We start from the raw sequence: 16241 nt of genomic DNA, 5'->3' as shown, positions 1-16241 counted from the left end.
ACGACGGTCTTCAGCGGGTCGATGCTCCTCGCGGTGCCCGTCGCGATCCTCGCCGGCCTCGTCTCGTTCGCCTCGCCGTGCGTGCTGCCGCTCGTCCCCGGCTACGTCGGGTACGTCAGCGGCATGGCCGCGGCGAACGCGGGGACGGTGGCCAGGCCGGGGAACGCGGCCGACGGCCGACCGGCACGGGACGCCCGCGCCGGCGGAGGGACGACGACGGCCGGCCCGCAGGTCGTCGTCGCCGCCCCCAGCCGCGGCCGGGTGCTCGCGGGCGTCGGCCTGTTCGTCGCGGGGTTCACGCTCGTGTTCGTCACGCTCATGCTCGCGGCCGGAGCGGTCGGCGCGCACCTCGTGCGCTGGGAGGACGTGATCACGCGCGTGCTCGGCGTCGTCGTGATCCTCATGGGCCTCGCCTTCCTGGGCGCGGTGCCCTTCCTGCAGCGCGAGCGTCGCCTGCACCTGAGCCCGCAGGCGGGGCTGTGGGGAGCGCCGCTCCTGGGCGTCGTCTTCGGCCTGGGCTGGACCCCGTGCCTGGGCCCGACGCTCGTCGCCGTCCAGGCGCTGTCGCTCAGCGAGGCGTCCGCCGGACGCGGCGCGGTCCTCGGGGTCGCGTACTGCGTCGGGCTCGGGCTGCCGTTCCTCCTCATCGCGCTCGGCCTGCAGAGCTCGCAGCGGATGCTGGGCTTCCTGCGCCGGCACCGCCTCGCGGTCATGCGCGTCGGCGGCGCGCTGCTCGTGCTCATCGGCGTCGCGCTCGTCACGGGCCTGTGGGGCACGGTGACGACGGCGCTGCAGGGCTGGATCGGCGGATTCGTGACGGTGGTGTGATGAGCGACGAGAAGACCGAGCCGAGGACCACGCCGCGGTACCGACCGGAGGGGATCGACGACGCGTTCGCCGAGGGCGGCCCGGAGGCGGTCCCGCCGCCGTCGGGGGACGACCGCGGCGCGGCCGGGTCGGACGGAGCGGGGCCGGGCGGCGGCGCCGCGGCGGGCGACGGCGCGGGGCCGACGGGGCCGAACGTCCCGAGGCTCGGGCTCGCGGGGACGGTGCGCTGGACGTGGCGCCAGCTCACGAGCATGCGCGTCGCGCTCATGCTCCTCATGCTGCTCGCCGTCGCCGCCGTGCCGGGGTCGGTGCTGCCCCAGCGCCCGCAGGACCCCGCGGCGGTGCTGCGCTACCTCCAGGACAACCCGACGACGGGCGAGTGGCTCGACCGCCTCGGGTTCTTCGACGTCTACGCGTCGGTCTGGTTCTCCGCGATCTACATCCTGCTGTTCGTGTCGCTCGTGGGCTGCATCCTGCCGCGCACCAAGGCGCACCTGCAGGCGCTGCGCAGCCGCCCGCCGCGCACGCCGCGCCGCTTCGACCGGTTCCCCGCGCAGGGCGCCGCCACCACCGACGCGACGCCCGACGAGGTCGTGGCGGCCGCGCAGGCGCACCTGCGGGGCCGCGTCCGGTGGCTGCCGACGTTCCGCGTCGAGACGGGCACGGAGGAGGGGGCACCGGCGGTCGGGAAGCGGGCGGCGCGTCCGGCCGCACGGACCGTGGCGGCCGAGCGCGGCTACGTGCGCGAGACGGGCAACCTGGTCTTCCACCTGTCCCTCCTCGGGCTGCTCGTCGCCGTGGCGCTGGGGCAGCTCCTGCACTACCGCGGGCAGGCGATCGTCACGGAGGACCGCGGGTTCGCGAACGCCGTGGTCGACTACGACACCTTCGAGAACGGCGCGTGGTTCCGGCCGTCGTCGCTCGTCCCGTTCTCCATGACGCTCGACCGGTTCGAGGCCGAGTTCGCCGCGGACGCCGTCGCGTTCGCCCAGTCGCGCGACTTCACCGCGTTCGTCACCGTGCGCGACCCGGACGGCGGCACCCACGACGAGACCATCAAGGTCAACCACCCGCTCACCGCGGGCGGGGCCAAGATCTACCTCCAGGGCAACGGCTACGCGCCCGAGGTCACCGTGCGGGACGCCGACGGCGAGGTCGCGTTCGCCGGGCGCGTGCCGTTCCTCCCCGAGGACACGATGTACACGTCGCGAGGCGTCATCAAGGTCCCGGACGTCTCGCCCGGGCTCGACCAGATCGGGCTCGTCGGGTCGTTCCTGCCGACGGCGGAGCTCAGCGCCGACGGCACGACGGCGAGCTCGGTCTACCCGCAGCCGATCAACCCCCTGCTCGTGCTCGAGGTGTACCGCGGCGACCTGGGCCTCGACGAGGGCCTGCCGCAGAACGTGTACCGCCTCGACACCGAGGACCTCGAGCCGTCGGTCGACGCGGACGGCGAGCGGGCCAAGGTGCTCGTCGCGCCGGGCGAGACGGTCGAGCTGCCCGACGGCCTCGGCACGATCACGTTCGAGTCCTTGCCCCGCTACGTCGCGCTCGACCTGCGCCACGACCCGTCGCTCACGTGGGTGCTCGTGTTCGCGCTCGGTGCGCTGGGCGGTCTCGCCGTCTCGCTGTTCACGCCGCGACGCCGCGTGTGGGTGCGCGCGTGGCGTGAGCCGGTGCCGTCCGACGCGCGCCGTGAGCGGACCGTCGTCCGGGTCGCCGGGCTCGCGCGCGGCGACGACGCCGGGCTGCAGGGCGAGGTCGACTCGCTTCTCGCCGCGCTCCCGGGCGTGGCACCATCGGACGAGGGCGACCTCACCTCCGGTCCGGCGCGCCCGCGCGGGACCTCGTCCTCCGACGCCCGGGGGACCGGGACGACCGCGCGCCGCACAGGGCCGCGCACGAAAGGCTGACCGATGACCGTGGCCGAGCTGAGCCAGGACCTCGTGTGGGCGGCGGCGACCGCGCTGACCGTCGCGCTCGTGGCGTTCGCGATCGACCTCGCGCGCCTCGCGGGCCGCCGCGACGACGAGCGCGCCGACGAGCGGGCGGCCGAGCAGGTGCGGCAGCGCGACGCCTCGACGGCGCCGGAGCGCGCCGCGGCCCTCGCGGCGACCGGCGCGACGGCGACCGGCGCGACGGCGACCGGCTCGCCGTACGGGCCGGGCGACGACGTCGCCGGTCCCGCCGAGCCGGTGGACGCCGGCCCGGCCGACGGCCCGGCACCGGTCTCGCGCCGGGCCGCGAACATCGGCGTCTCGGTGACGTGGCTCGGCACGGCGATCCTGCTGGCGGCGATCGTCACGCGCGGCATCGCGGCCGGTCGCACGCCGTGGGCCAACATGTACGAGTTCACGCTCGTGGGCAGCTTCGTGGCGCTGGCCGTGTTCCTCGTGGTCTCGCTCAAGCGGGACGTGCGGTTCCTCGGCTCGTTCGTCACGGGTCTCGCGGTGCTCTTCCTCGTCCTCGCGCAGAACGCGTTCTTCGTCGCCGCCACGGGCGTGCAGCCCGCGCTCCAGTCCTACTGGCTCGTCATCCACGTGGGTGTCGCGATCATCGCGACGGGCATCTTCACCGTCGCGTTCGTGACGTCGGTCCTGCAGCTCCTGCGCGACGCGCGCGAGGGCGGCAGCGCGGTCCTCGGCCGGCGCGGCTGGCGCTGGCTCGACACGACGCCGACGCCCACGCAGCTCGAGGGCCTGAGCTTCCGCCTCAACGCCGTGGCCTTCGTGCTGTGGACGTTCACGATCATCGGCGGCGCGATCTGGGCCGAGCACGCCTGGGGCCGCTACTGGGGCTGGGACCCCAAGGAGGTCTGGAGCTTCGTCGTCTGGGTCGTCTACGCGGCCTACCTGCACGCGCGCACGACGCGCGGGTGGTCCGGCCGTCGCGCCGCGTACTTCGTGGTGGTCGGGTACGCGTGCGTGCTGTTCAACTTCACCGGGGTGAACCTGCTGTTCAGCGGCAAGCACTCGTACTCGGGCCTCAACCCGGGCGACTGACGGCCCGGACGCCCGCCGCCCGCTCTCAGCGGCTGCTGGGCTCGTCGCGGTCGGGCTCGGTGCCGGGCTGGTCGCTCCCGCCGTCGTGCCGGCCGTCCGTGGCGTCGCGGTCGTCGCCGGCCGCTCGGGTGGGGCCCAGGTCGTCCGGGGCGGGCTCGTCGGTGACGGAGGGGGCGTCGTCGGCCGTCGGTGCGTCGCTGGTGCCCGTCGCGCCCGGGCCGTCCGTCGCGCCGGGCTCGTCCTTGCCCTGGCGGCGCTGCTGCTGCTCGAGCCGCCAGAGGAACTCGGGGTCGTCGTCGGGCGCGAGGGGCGCGGCGCGCCGTCGCCGTCCGGCAGCGGACGGCCCGGCTGCCGGACGACCGCTCGCGCCGTAGCGGGGGACGGAGCGCTGCGACCGCTTGACGAGGATCCAGGCGACCGGCCCGACGAACGGGAGCAGCACGATGAGCACCACCCACAGGCCCTTGGGGATCCCGCCGCGGTCCTCGTCGTCGCTCGAGGCGAGGTCGACGAGCGCGTAGACCGCGAGACCGACGGCGATGAGGGGCAGCAGCACGCGAAGCATGCCTCCAGCCTACGGGCCGTACCCTGGAGGAGTGCCCGTCCTCGTCTACTCCGTCCTGCGCCTGCTGCTCTTCGCGGTCGCTCTCGGCGCGCTCTGGTTCGCCGGGATGCGCGGCTGGCTGCTCGTCCTCGTCGCCGCGGTCGTCGCGCTCATGCTGTCCTACCTGACCCTGAACCGGCCGCGCGAGGCCGCGTCGCGCTACCTCGCCGCGCGGGCCGAGCGTCGCGCGCGCACGGGCGAGCGCTTCTCGCGCGAGATCGAGGACGACGCCGCCGTCGAGGACGCCGCGGTCGACTCCGCCGACGGGCCCGGGACGCACCCGGGCCGCTGAGGGGTCCGTCAGAGCGCGAGCCCGACCCCCAGCAGGATCCCGTAGGCGAGCTCGTACAGCCCCGTGCCCGCGAGGACCGGCACGAGCAGCGGTCCGCGCGCCCCGGCGACCACGGGCAGCGTGAGCAGGACCGCCGGCAGGAGCAGCGCGAGCGTCAGCAGCGTCCATGCCGAGGCGAACGCGCACACGACCGCGAGCAGCAGCGGGACCCAGATCATCAGCACGAAGACACGCCGTGCGCGCCAGTCGCCGAGCCGGACGGCGAGCGTGCGCTTGCCGGCGACGACGTCCGTGGGGATGTCCCGCAGGTTGTTGACCATGAGCAGCGCGCACGCGAGCAGGCCAACGGCGACCGCGCCGACCACGGCCGGCCAGGTCACGACGTCCGCCTGCGTGTACGTCGTGCCGAGCGTGGCGACGAGGCCGAAGAAGACGAAGACACCGACCTCGCCGAGCCCGCGGTACCCGTAGGGGTTGCGGCCGCCGGTGTAGTACCAGCCGGCGAGGATGGCGAGCGCGCCGACGGCGATCAGCCACCAGTGCCCCGAGACCGTGCAGAGCAGGAGGCCGAGCACGGCTGCGAGGCCGAACGCGGCGAACGCCGCCGCGCGCACCTCGCTCGGGCGCGCAGCGCCCGTGGCCGTGAGTCGCATCGGCCCGACCCGCTCGACGTCCGTCCCGCGGATCCCGTCCGAGTAGTCGTTCGCGTAGTTCACGCCGACCTGGAGCGCGAGCGCGACACCCAGCGCGAGCAGCGCCGGCCAGAAGGCGAACCCGTCGACCTGCGCCGCGGCGCCCGAGCCGACGATCACGGGGGTCGCGGCGGCGGGGAGGGTGCGCAGGCGTGCGCCCGCGACCCACTCGGCGGGACTGGCCATGGTGCTCCGATCGGTCGTGCGGCTCGTGCTCAGGTGCCGTCGTGCCCGACGGCGAGCCGCGCCACCGCGGCCCGGTCCACCTTGCCCGGACCTCGCCGAGGCAGGTCCGTCACGACGAGGACGCGGCGCGGTGCAGCGGCCCGTCCCAGCCTATCCGCGACGCGACGCCGGATCGCGCCGGACAGGTCCGCCGGGAGGTCGGTCGGGACGCCGGACGGAGGGACGGGCGGGCGGCCCGACGGGAGGTCCGGCACCGAGCTGCCGCGCAGCGTGACGACGGCGACCACGGCCTGCCCCCACTCGGGGTCGGGAACCCCGACGACGCACGCCTCGCCGACGCCCTCGACGTCCGCGATGACGTCCTCCACGGCCGCCGGGGCCACGTTGACGCCACCCGTGACCACGACGTCGTCGGCCCGGCCGAGGACGGTGAGCCGCCCCGCGGCCTCGTCCGCCCGGCGCGTCGTCGGGGCGTCGAGGACGTCCGTGCCACGGCCGTGGTCGATCCGGCCGAGGTCGCTCGTGCGGAACCACCGCGTCCCCTCCTGGTCGGTGCGGAAGGCCGCCGCGCTCGCGGCGTCGTCCCCGAGGTAGCCGTCCGCGAGGACCGGACCGGCGATCTCCACGACGCCCGTCCCGGGGGCGAGACGGACGCGCACGCCCCCGAGCGGGACGCCGTCGTACACGCAGCCGCCGCACGTCTCGGTCATGCCGTAGGTCGTCACGACGTGCGCGCCGGCCTCGCGGGCCCGGCGGAGCAGCGCGGCGGGCGTCGCGGCGCCGCCGAGGAGGACGGCGTCGAGCGAGCACAGGGCGTCGAGCCCTCGCGCGCCGCCGTCGGCCCCGGACTCCGCCGCCACGACGAGGCGGTGGAGCTGCGTGGGGACCAGGGAGACGTAGCGCCGTCCGTCGCGCGGCGCGCGACGGACGAGGTCGGCGAACCCGTCGGCCGTGAACGGCGCGCCGGGGGCCGACGCGGTCAGCCCGAGCCCTGCGTGCGCGCGGGCGACGACCTGGACCCCGGCGACGTGCGTGGGGGGAAGGGCGAGCAGCCAGTGGCCGGGGCCGCCGAGCCGCGCGTGCGTGGCGTCGCCCGAGGAGCGCAGCGCGCGCGCCGACAGGACGACCTCGCGTGCGGTGCCGGTCGACCCCGAGGTGCGGAGCACGAGAGCGGCGTCGCCAGGGTCCGCGTCCGCGAGCACCGGCACGGGGGCGACGGGCGGGCCGCCGCCGTCGAGAGCCGCTCCCACGGCCCGGACGAGCTCGGCCAGGTCTGCGGGGACGACGGCGCGGGTCACCCGATCAGCGTAGGTGGCGGCATAGGGTGACCCGGAACGAGCCAGGACGCGCGCGAGCGTCAGGACGGCGACGGACGACGGGGTCCGGCGGGCGACGAGAGGGGCGACGGTGCGGATGCTCGCCGGAGGACCACAGGTGCGACGCGGACCGCGAGCGCCACGGGGCGGTCGCCGGAGCCGCGCCCCGGGCGGCGCGCTCGCGCTGGCCGCGGCCCTGACGCTCGCGGCGTGCGGCGGCGCCGAGCCCACCGCGCCCGTCACCGCGACCGTCGACGCGGACACGTCCGTCGCGAAGGGCGGCCCGCCCGACCCCGTGGTCCCCGTCGTCTGGCCGCTCACGGGCGTCCCGGTCGAGGAGGTCGCGGTCCGCCCGGCCCTGGCCGTGAAGATCGAGAACGCGCCCCAGGCGCGCCCGCAGACCGGTCTCGAGTCCGCCGACGTGGTCTGGGAGGAGGTCGTCGAGGGCGGGATCACGCGCTTCGTCGCGGTCTACCACTCGCAGGCGCCCGAGCTCGTCGGACCGGTGCGCTCGGTGCGGCCGATGGACCCCGCCATCGTCTCGCCGCTGCACGGCGTCCTCGCCTACACCGGCGGGCAGGAGCCGTTCGTCGACGCCGTGGGCGCGGCGGGCGTGCAGTCCGTCGTCATGGACGAGGGCGACGACGGCTTCGAGACGACGCGGACCCGCAGGGCACCCCACAACGTCTACGGCCGGCTCGCCGACCTCTGGGAGCAGGCGGACTCCGACCGGACGTCGCCGCCGCCCGCGCAGCTCGTCCACGCGCGCGAGCCGGGACGTGGCACGGCGACCGTCTCGGGCGCCCCGGCCGCGCGCCTGGACGTCGCCCTGACGTTCGCGAGCCGCGCGGTGTGGGACTGGGCCGGGGACCAGGGCGCGTTCGTGCGGAGCGAGGGCGACGAGCCCGCCGTGGCGGCCGACGGCGCACGCCTCAGCGCGACGAACGTCGTGCTGGTCTCCGCGACCATGGTGAACACGCCGTTCACGGACCCTGCGGGTGCGCCGGTCCCGGAGACCCGGCTCGTCGGCTCGGGGGAGGCCGTCGTCGCGAGCGGCGGCAAGCACGTCCCGGCGACCTGGTCGAAGGGAGCCGTCGACGCGCCGCTCGTCCTCACCGGTGCCGACGGCACGCCCGTCCGGCTCGAGCCGGGCACGACGTGGATCGAGCTCGTGCCGACGGACAGCGGGGGCTGGACGATCGGCTGACCGCCTTCCGCCCACGGAGCTCTCCTCCCGCGGGCGGACGTGCGCTCCCCCCGCGGGAGGAGCGGGTGCGGACCAGGAGCCTCCGCCGGGCCGACGCGCCGGGAGGCCGCCCCGCGGCACCGTGGAGGCATGGCAACCGTCGTCCCGAACCCCGCCCACCCGTCGTCCGCCCGCACCCCCGGTGCGGGCCCGTCCCCGCTCCCGCCGTCGTACGCGCCGCGTCCGCAGCGCGACGAGCCCGGCCCCGCCCGCTCGGCCGTGCCCGTCGTCGTCTCCGTCGGACTCCTGTTCGGCCTCGCCGTCGCCGCCGCGTTCGTCGGCCGCGGCATCATCGAGATGCTCACGGGCATGGTCGGCCAGTGACCGCGCTCCGGCCGCCGGTCGGGGCCCGAACCAGGCGGGCGTGCGTCCCGCGTCGTCAGAACGCGTAGCCGAACCGGCCCCAGTCCGGGTCCCGGCGCTCGAGGAACGCGTCGCGGCCCTCGACGGCCTCGTCCGTCATGTACGCGAGGCGCGTGGCCTCGCCCGCGAAGACCTGCTGGCCCATGAGACCGTCGTCCGCGAGGTTGAAGGCGAACTTCAGCATGCGGATCGCCTGGGGCGACTTCGTCGCGATCGTCCGCGCGTACTCGAGCGCGAGCCCCTCGAGGTCCGCGTGGTCGGCGACCTCGTTCACCGCACCCCACTCGAACGCGTCCTGGGCCGAGTACTCGCGGGCGAGGAAGAAGATCTCGCGGGCCCGCTTCTGCCCGACCTGCCGTGCGAGGTAGGCCGACCCGTACCCGCCGTCGAACGAGCCGACGTCCGCGTCGGTCTGCTTGAACCGCGCGTGCTCGCGGCTCGCCACGGACAGGTCCGCCACGACGTGGAGCGAGTGCCCGCCGCCCGCGGCCCACCCGTTGACGACCGCGACGACGACCTTGGGCATCGTCCGGATCAGGCGCTGCACCTCGAGGATGTGCAGCCTGCCCGCGCGCGCCGGGTCGACCGCGTCGGCCGTGACCTCCGCGCCGCCGCCGTCGGGCGCGGTCGTGTACTGGTAGCCCGACCGGCCGCGGATGCGCTGGTCGCCGCCCGAGCAGAACGCCCAGACGCCGTCCTTGGGGGAGGGGCCGTTCCCCGTGAGCAGGACCGTCCCGACGTCGGAGGTCATGCGCGCGTGGTCGAGGACGCGGTAGAGCCTCGTCGACGGTGTGCGGGCGGAACGCGTTGCGGACCTCCGGGCGGTCGAACGCGACGCGCACGACGGGCAGGTCGCGCAGGACGTCGCCCGGTGCGCCGTCGGCAGCGTCCGGGGCGCGCTCGACCCCGCGGTGGTACGTGATGTCGGTGAGCCCCTCGAAGCCCGCGACCTCCCGCCACGAGCGCGGGTCGAAGGTCTCGGACACCTGGCGCGGCAGGGGCGTGCGTCCCGCGGCCGCCGTCCCGGGGCCTGCGCCGGGCGTGGTCCGGTCGTCGCTGCTGGGGCCGCTGGGGGCGCTGGGGGTGCTGGGGCTGCTGGGGCTGCTCACCAGCGCCACGGTAGCCGGTCGACCACCGGGGCGGTGCCTGCTAGCCGGCGCGCTCGGGTGCTCGCCCGGGTGCCGGCTCCGGCGCCTCGTGCGGTGCGCGAGGGCGCGGGGCGAGGCCCAGCACGAGCCCGGCGCCGACGGCGAGCACGCCCGCGACCGCGTGCCAGGTCGGGCTCTCGACACCGAGGGCGACGGACGCCGCGAGGGCGGCGACCGGCACGAGACCGGCGAACAGAGCCGCGCGGGCCGCGCCCAGGCGCGCCAGGCCCGAGTACCACAGCAGGAAGGCGACGGCCGTGACCACGACGGCGAGGTAGGCGAGCGCGGCGGTCTCCGTCGCGGTCGGCACCGCGAGGAAGGGTCCGGGGAGCAGCAGGCCGCCCAGCGCGAGCCTGCGGGACGGCGAGCACGCACGCCCACGCGGAGACCCGCAGCGGGCCGAGGGTCGACAGGAGCGGCAGCGCGAGGAGCGAGAAGCAGACCTCGCACGCGAGCGCCCCGACGGCGAGGGCGAGCCCGACGAGGTCGACGGCGCCCGGGCCCTCGACGAGCACGACACCGGCCGCCACGGCGAGGGCCGCGAGGCCGGTGCGGGCGTCGACGCGACGCTCGCGGAGCGCCGCCGCGACGGCGAGGACCACGGGCGTCGCGCCGACGACGGCTCCGACGAGCGACGGGTCGGCCCGGTCGGCGCCGCGCACGACGAGCACGCTGAAGGCGACGAGCCCGGTCGCGGAGAGGGCGACGAGCCGTCCCGTCTGCCGGGCGGTGGGCCGGACCCACGGGACCTTGCGCCACGCCAGGACGGCCAGGAGGACGACGGCGGCGACGGCGTAGCGCACCGCCTGCCCGCCGAGCAGGGGAAGTCGGCGAGGGCGGCGGACGCGACGAACGACGCGCCGACGATCACCATGCCCGCCGCGCACAGTCCCGAGGCACGCGCGACGGACGGGCCGTCGTCGGCAGCGCCGGACGGCAGGACGGGGGCCGCGGCGGGGCCGGGCGGGCGGACGTGGTCACCTCTGCGACGGTAGGGAGGTCTGGTCCATGCGGACAGAGCCAGTTCCGTTCTGGTTCACTGGTCCAGATGACGGACCTCGCGCGGCACCGGCTGGAACCCGACGCGCTGCTCCTCCTCCTGGGGCCGCGGCCCGACGGCGCCGTCGGACGGTGGATCGAGGACGGTCTGCGGGCCGCGGTCGACGACGGGCGGCTGGCCGCCGGGGTCCTGCTGCCCTCGAGCCGGGACGCCGCGACGGCGCTCGGCGTCGCGCGCGGGACGGTCACGACGGCGCTCGACCTGCTCGTCGGCGACGGGCTGCTCGTGAGCAGGCCGCGTGCCGGGACGGCGGTGGCGGCGCTCCGCCCGTCCACGGCGTCGGCGACCGGCGGTGGCTCACCGCCGGCGGTACCTCGCCCCGCACGCCTCCCGAGCGTCGGGACGCCCGACCCCGCGCTCTTCCCTCGGGCGGCGTGGGCACGCGCGGTGCGGTCCGCGACGGCCGGTCTCCCGGACTCCGACCTCGGCTACCCGGACCCGCAGGGCCTCCCGGCGCTGCGGGAGGCGCTCGCGAGCCACCTCCGGCAGGCGAGGGGTGCCCGGGCGCGCGCGCACGACGTCGTCGTCGTGAGCGGCGTCGCCCAGGGCCTGACGCTGCTCGCCGGCCTGCTCGCCGCCGGCGCGGGCGGGGCGGCGGCGTCCGCGCGCGTCGCGGTCGAGGACCCCTCGTCGCCGGGCGCCGTCGACCTGCTCCTCGCGGCGGGGCTCGGGGTCGACCCGGTCCCCGTCGACGACGACGGGCTGCGCGCGGACCTGCTCCCCGACGCGAGCGCGGTGCTCGTCACGCCGGCGCACCAGTTCCCGCTCGGCGTCGTGCTGGCGCCGGACCGGCGCCGCGAGCTCCTCGCGTGGGCGCGGGCGGGGGACCGGTACGTGCTCGAGGACGACTACGACGCCGAGCTCCGGTACGACCGGCGACCGGTCGCCGCCCTCCAGGCGATGGACCCCGACCGGGTCGTGCTCCTCGGCTCGGTGTCGAAGATGCTCTCGCCGGCGCTGCGCCTCGGCTGGGTCCTCGCGCCGCCGCAGCTCGTCGGGCCGCTCGTCGAGGCCAAGACGCGCGCCGACCTCGGCTGCTCGGTCCCCGAGCAGGCGGCGCTCGCCGACCTCCTCGTCGGCGGTGCCTACGGCCGTCACCTGCGCCGCGTGCGCTCGATCTACCGCCGCCGTCGCGCGGTCCTGCTCGACGCGCTGGCCGCGCAGGCCCCGGGCCTGCGGGTCCGTGGCGTCGACGCGGGGCTGCACGTGGTGGTGGAGCTCGGGTCGCGCGAGGCCGAGGCGCAGGCCGTCCGGGTCCTCGCGGGCGCGGGCGTGCCGGCGCTGGCGCTGAGCACGACGGGTGCGAGGCCCGGCGAGCGATTCGGGGTCGTCGTCGGCACCGCGCGCGTGCGCGACGGGCAGGTGGGTGCGGTGCTGCGGGCCGTCGCCTCCCGATAGTGGTACGGTAGTACCACTTAGCGTACGACGGCGGGATCTGCCACCCGGTGCGCCGAACCACGGAGAGTCCTCATGGCGCTCGCATGGATCGTCCTCATACTGTCCGGCATGCTGGAGGCCGGGTGGGCCCTGAGCCTCAAGGCGTCGGAGGGGCTCAGCAGGCTGTGGCCGAGCGTCTCGTTCGTCGTGCTGCTCGTGCTCAGCATGGTCGGCCTGAGCTACGCGCTCAAGACCCTGCCGGTGGGCGTCGCCTACGGCGTGTGGGTGGGCATCGGGGCCGCCCTGACCGCCGTCCTCGCCGTCGTCCTGTTCGACGAGCCCGTCACGGCCCTCAAGGTCGTCTCCCTCGTGCTCATCGTGGCCGGGGTCGTCGGGCTCAACCTGTCCGGCGGGGGGCACTGATGGCCGGGTCGTCGGCCGAGGGCGCGGCCACCGGGGCGCCGCGCACGGAGACGCGCACGGAGACGCGCACGGAGACACGCGCCGAGCCGCGTCGGCAGGCGCGCGGCACCGCGCGCCGCGACGCGATCGTGCGGGCGGCCGCCGACCTCATCCTGCGCGAGGGCCCCGCAGCCGTGACGCACCGCGCGGTCGCCGCCCGCGCCCAGGTCCCTCTCGCGGCCACGACGTACTACTTCACCGGCCTCGACGACCTCATCGGGGCTGCCGGGCGCGTGATCGTCGAGGGCTGGGCCGACCACGCGCGCGACGCCGCGGCGCGGGCGATCCGGCGCGCCTCGTCCGGGCGGCGCACCACCACCACCGGCGCCGAGGCCCTCGTCGACTCCGTCCTGCCGCCCGGCGGCGAGGCGGAGGTGCGCGGGTTCTACGAGCACCTCGTCGGCGCGGGCAGGTACCCCGCACTCGCGCACGCGTACGCCGAGGGCCGGCACCGGCTCGACACCGCCGTCGCGCACGTCCTCACGGTGCTCGGCGTGGAGCGGGTGCCCCCCGGTCTCCTCGTCGCCGTGGTCGACGGCGCCGCCGTGAGCGCGCTGAGCGAGGGCCGGGACGTGCGCGCGCTCGCCGTGCGGCTCGTCGCCGACCTGGTGGGCGAGGACGGGCACCGCGAGGTGCGGGGCACGGGCTGACGCGAGCCGGGGTGGCGCCCGCCGCGGGTCCTGGCGGGGGGTGGCATAGCCTGGGGTCGTGCCCGACCCCCGCTCCGTCGTCGTCTTCAGCACCCGCCTGACCACCCGGTTCCGTGGCCTCGACGCACGCGACGGCGTGCTGGTGCGGGGCGACGCCGGGTGGGGTGAGTTCTCCCCGTTCTGGGACTACGACGACGCGGAGTCCACCGCGTGGCTGCGCGCCGCCCTCGAGGCCGCCGACGACGGCTGGCCGGTCGCCGTGCGCGACGCCGTCCCGGTCAACGTCACGGTGCCCGCCGTCGGTCCCGAGCGCGCACGGGAGATCGTCGCCGCCTCCGGCGGGTGCCGCACCGCCAAGGTGAAGGTCGCCCAGCGCGGGCGCGACGGTGCCCTCGAACCGCTCGCGGACGAGGTCGCGCGGCTCGAGGCGGTGCGCGACGCGCTCGGTCCCGGAGGCCGGGTGCGCGCCGACGCGAACGGCGCGTGGGACGTCGACGACGCGCTGCGCCGCCTCCCGCACCTCGACCGCGCCGCCGGCGGCCTCGAGTACGTCGAGCAGCCGTGCGCGGACGTCGCCGGCCTCGCGGCCGTCCGGCGGGGGCAGCCGGGCGACGCGGCCGTGCCCGTCGCCGCCGACGAGTCCGTCCGGCGCGCCGAGGACCCGCTCGCCGTGGTCCGCGCCGACGCGGCCGACGTCGTCGTGCTCAAGGTCCAGCCGCTCGGCGGCGTCCGGGCGTGCCTCGAGCTCGCCGAGCAGGTCGGGCTCCCCGTGGTCGTCTCGTCCGCGCTCGAGTCGTCCGTCGGGATCGCGGCGGGCGTGGCGCTCGCGGCCGCACTGCCGGAGCTGCCGTACGCGTGCGGGCTCGCGACCGTCCAGCTCCTCGCCGACGACGTCACCGACACCCCGCTCCTGCCGGTCGACGGCGTGCTGCGCGTCGCGCGACCGCGGCCCGCGCCCGACCGGCTCGCGGCGACCGCGCCCGGCGACGACACCGACCGCCGCTGGCGCGACCGGCTCGACCGGGTCTCCGCCCTCGTGGGCACCTCCGTGACGGCGGTGCGGCGATGAGCGCCGCGACGAGCAGGTCGGGGCCCGTCCAGCAGCCACCCGCCGTGCGGGCGGCGTGCGCGCTCGTGGCCCGGCTCGTCCGCGAGGGCGTGCGCGACGTCGTGCTCGCGCCCGGGTCGCGCTCCGCGCCGCTCGCGTACGCGGTCGCCGCCGCGGCCGACGCGGGCCTCGTGACCCTGCACGTGCGCGTGGACGAGCGGTCGGCCGCCTTCCTCGCCCTGGGGCTCGCCCGGGGCAGCGACCCGGTCGAGACCCCCGGCGGGGGGCGCGTGCCGCGGCCCGTCGCCGTCGTGACGACGTCGGGCACGGCGGTGGCGAACCTCCACCCCGCGGTGCTCGAGGCGCACCACGCGGGGGTCCCGCTCGTGCTCCTCACGGCCGACCGCCCGCACGAGCTGCGCGGCACCGGCGCGAACCAGACGACCGACCAGGTGGGGGTCTTCGGGCCGGCGGTGCGCCTCGTCGTCGACCAGCCCGCTCCGGACGGGCGCGACGGCGAGCTGCGCGACCTGCTCGCGGCGACGACGCGCGCGCTCGCCGCGGCGACCGGCGCGCGCACGGGCGTGCCCGGGCCCGTGCACCTCGACCTCGCCTACCGCGAACCGCTCGTGCCCGTCGCCCCGCTCGGGGCGTCCGACGTCGACCCCTCCGCGGCGCTCGGGCGGCGCACGGTGGTCGTCCCCGCAGCCGTCTCCGCGCCCCGGCAGGGCCGGCCCGCAGGGCGCACGGTCGTCGTCGCGGGCGACGGGGCCGGCCCGCTGGCGCGCGAGCTGGCGCAGGTGCGCGGCTGGCCGCTGCTCGCCGAGCCGTCCTCGGGCGCGGCAGGGGGACCGGACGCCGTGCCGGCCGCGCCGCTCGTGCTCGGCGTGGCAGAGCTCGTCGACGACGTCGAGAACGTCGTCGTGCTCGGGCGCCCCACGCTCACGCGCCCGGTCCAGCGGCTGCTCGGCCGCGACGACGTGTCCGTCGTCGTCGTCGCACCGGCCGGCGCGCCGTGGCCCGACGCCGCGCGCAACGCGTGGTCCGTGCTCCCCGCGGTGCCGGGGGAGTGGCTCGTCCCCGCGCCCGGGACCCCGGGCGACGGTGACGACGGGGGCGACGAGACCGCCGCGGCGGCCGACCGGCGCTGGCTGGCCCGGTGGCGCGCCGCGGCCCGGGCGGCCGCGCGCGCCGTCGACGCCGCGACGGGTGCCGACCGGACGAGCGGGCCGGCGGTCGCGCGCGCCGTGGCCGGGGCGTGCGGGCCGGACGACGTGCTCGTCGTCGGGTCGTCCAACCCGGTGCGCGACCTGGACCTCGTCCTCGGGGTCGAGGAGCACGCGGCGGACGGTGCCGGCCGTGGCGCGCCGCGCGTCGTCGCGAACCGCGGCCTCGCCGGGATCGACGGGACCGTGTCCACGGCGCTCGGCGTCGCGCTCGCGGAGGCCCGGCGCGGCCGCCGGACGCGGGCGCTGCTCGGTGACCTGACGTTCCTCCACGACGTCGGCGGCCTCCTGCGCGGCCCGCACGAGCCGCACGTGGACCTGCAGCTCGTCGTGGTCAACGACGACGGCGGGTCGATCTTCGCCGGCCTCGAGCCGGGCGCGCTCGGGGAGTCGTCGACCGCGGCGGGCGCGACCTTCGAGCGCGTGTTCTCCACGCCGCACGGCGCGAACCTGGCGCACCTGTGCTCGGGCTACGGCGTCGACCACCAGCTCGTGCCCGACGTCGCGTCGCTGCGGCACGCGCTCGCCGCGCCCAGCCACGGGGTCCAGGTGCTCGAGATCCGGGTCCCGAGGACGGACCGGCGGGCGGACGCCGCGGCGCTCGCCGCCGCGGTGCGGACCGCCGTCGTGGAGGCGCTCGCCGGCTGACCGGTGCGGCCGCTCCGGATTCGCAGCCGATTCCCAGGAACGCTCAAGCCTCGTTCAAGCCCCGCGGTGTTCAGTAGTGGGCAGAACGAGGAG

General features: G+C 77.1%; 16 protein-coding genes and 1 pseudogene. 11 read left to right on the top strand and 6 right to left on the bottom strand.

Translation table 11 applies throughout. The features are described 5' to 3' along the window. Positions 1 to 21: 21 nt before the first annotated feature. From ACWPWV_RS02410 to ccsB, 3 genes are read left to right on the top strand one after another with little or no spacing between them, the layout of a single operon-like run. On the top strand, positions 22 to 828 hold the full coding sequence (locus tag ACWPWV_RS02410; RefSeq protein ID WP_454042790.1) for a cytochrome c biogenesis CcdA family protein: 807 nt from the start codon (positions 22 to 24) through the stop codon (positions 826 to 828). Next, a complete protein-coding gene (gene resB, locus ACWPWV_RS02405; protein WP_454041371.1) occupies positions 828 to 2741 on the top strand; it encodes a cytochrome c biogenesis protein ResB in 1914 nt (637 codons plus the stop codon). The genes ACWPWV_RS02410 and resB overlap by 1 nt, the downstream gene beginning before the upstream one ends. 3 nt (positions 2742 to 2744) lie before the next feature. Beyond that, positions 2745 to 3830 (top strand): c-type cytochrome biogenesis protein CcsB, encoded by a 1086-nt coding sequence (gene ccsB, locus ACWPWV_RS02400; protein ID WP_454041370.1) that lies wholly within the window; start codon positions 2745 to 2747, stop codon positions 3828 to 3830. A 25-nt stretch (positions 3831 to 3855) separates the two neighbouring features. Here ccsB and ACWPWV_RS02395 read toward each other — a convergent pair whose 3' ends face one another. Continuing rightward, complete coding sequence (locus ACWPWV_RS02395; protein ID WP_454041369.1) at positions 3856 to 4395, bottom strand: PLD nuclease N-terminal domain-containing protein; 540 nt, start codon at positions 4393 to 4395, stop codon at positions 3856 to 3858. Positions 4396 to 4426: 31 nt separating this feature from the next. Here ACWPWV_RS02395 and ACWPWV_RS02390 point away from each other — a divergent pair, with 31 nt between their 5' ends. Continuing rightward, positions 4427 to 4726 (top strand): DUF4229 domain-containing protein, encoded by a 300-nt coding sequence (locus ACWPWV_RS02390; protein ID WP_454041368.1) that lies wholly within the window; start codon positions 4427 to 4429, stop codon positions 4724 to 4726. Between the two features lie 8 nt (positions 4727 to 4734). Here the strand turns inward: ACWPWV_RS02390 and ACWPWV_RS02385 are convergent, their stop codons facing one another. Both ACWPWV_RS02385 and ACWPWV_RS02380 read right to left on the bottom strand, forming a co-directional pair. Beyond that, positions 4735 to 5604, bottom strand: a complete 870-nt coding sequence (locus ACWPWV_RS02385; RefSeq protein WP_454041367.1) for a 1,4-dihydroxy-2-naphthoate polyprenyltransferase — start codon at positions 5602 to 5604, stop codon at positions 4735 to 4737. Positions 5605 to 5633: 29 nt separating this feature from the next. Further along, positions 5634 to 6902, bottom strand: coding sequence for an AMP-binding protein (locus tag ACWPWV_RS02380; RefSeq protein WP_454041366.1), 1269 nt, complete (start codon positions 6900 to 6902; stop codon positions 5634 to 5636). Between the two features lie 136 nt (positions 6903 to 7038). Here ACWPWV_RS02380 and ACWPWV_RS02375 point away from each other — a divergent pair, with 136 nt between their 5' ends. Beyond that, entirely contained in the window at positions 7039 to 8127 is a 1089-nt protein-coding gene (locus ACWPWV_RS02375) for a DUF3048 domain-containing protein (RefSeq protein ID WP_454041365.1), read from the top strand. Positions 8128 to 8256: 129 nt separating this feature from the next. After that, positions 8257 to 8490: a hypothetical protein gene (locus ACWPWV_RS02370; RefSeq protein ID WP_454041364.1), complete on the top strand. Its 234-nt coding sequence runs from the start codon at positions 8257 to 8259 to the stop codon at positions 8488 to 8490. Positions 8491 to 8545: 55 nt separating this feature from the next. Here the strand turns inward: ACWPWV_RS02370 and ACWPWV_RS02365 are convergent, their stop codons facing one another. The 3 genes and pseudogenes from ACWPWV_RS02365 to ACWPWV_RS02355 all read right to left on the bottom strand — a co-directional run. Beyond that, a complete protein-coding gene (locus tag ACWPWV_RS02365; protein ID WP_454042789.1) occupies positions 8546 to 9415 on the bottom strand; it encodes a 1,4-dihydroxy-2-naphthoyl-CoA synthase in 870 nt (289 codons plus the stop codon). 263 nt (positions 9416 to 9678) lie between these two features. After that, a complete protein-coding gene (locus ACWPWV_RS02360; protein ID WP_454041363.1) occupies positions 9679 to 10197 on the bottom strand; it encodes an EamA family transporter in 519 nt (172 codons plus the stop codon). Then, positions 10196 to 10480: pseudogene (locus tag ACWPWV_RS02355) on the bottom strand (EamA family transporter); the annotation flags it as partial. The pseudogene ACWPWV_RS02355 and the gene ACWPWV_RS02360, both read right to left, overlap by 2 nt. A gap of 245 nt (positions 10481 to 10725) precedes the next feature. Between ACWPWV_RS02355 and pdxR the strand changes: the two are divergent. The 5 genes from pdxR (at position 10726) to menD (ending at position 16148) form a co-directional block, all read left to right on the top strand. After that, positions 10726 to 12135: a MocR-like pyridoxine biosynthesis transcription factor PdxR gene (pdxR, locus tag ACWPWV_RS02350; RefSeq protein WP_454041362.1), complete on the top strand. Its 1410-nt coding sequence runs from the start codon at positions 10726 to 10728 to the stop codon at positions 12133 to 12135. Between the two features lie 72 nt (positions 12136 to 12207). After that, positions 12208 to 12537, top strand: coding sequence for a DMT family transporter (locus ACWPWV_RS02345; RefSeq protein ID WP_454041361.1), 330 nt, complete (start codon positions 12208 to 12210; stop codon positions 12535 to 12537). Further along, positions 12537 to 13226, top strand: coding sequence for a TetR/AcrR family transcriptional regulator (locus tag ACWPWV_RS02340; protein ID WP_454041360.1), 690 nt, complete (start codon positions 12537 to 12539; stop codon positions 13224 to 13226). Before ACWPWV_RS02345 ends, ACWPWV_RS02340 begins: the two co-directional genes overlap by 1 nt. A gap of 58 nt (positions 13227 to 13284) precedes the next feature. Beyond that, entirely contained in the window at positions 13285 to 14295 is a 1011-nt protein-coding gene (locus tag ACWPWV_RS02335) for an o-succinylbenzoate synthase (protein ID WP_454041359.1), read from the top strand. Then, entirely contained in the window at positions 14292 to 16148 is a 1857-nt protein-coding gene (gene menD, locus ACWPWV_RS02330; RefSeq protein WP_454041358.1) for a 2-succinyl-5-enolpyruvyl-6-hydroxy-3-cyclohexene-1-carboxylic-acid synthase, read from the top strand. The genes ACWPWV_RS02335 and menD overlap by 4 nt, the downstream gene beginning before the upstream one ends. Positions 16149 to 16241: the final 93 nt, after the last annotated feature.

Source organism: Cellulosimicrobium sp. Marseille-Q8652 (assembly GCF_965112045.1).
Note: the sequence above shows the minus strand (reverse complement) of the source record. Positions and strands in the feature narration are given on the sequence as shown.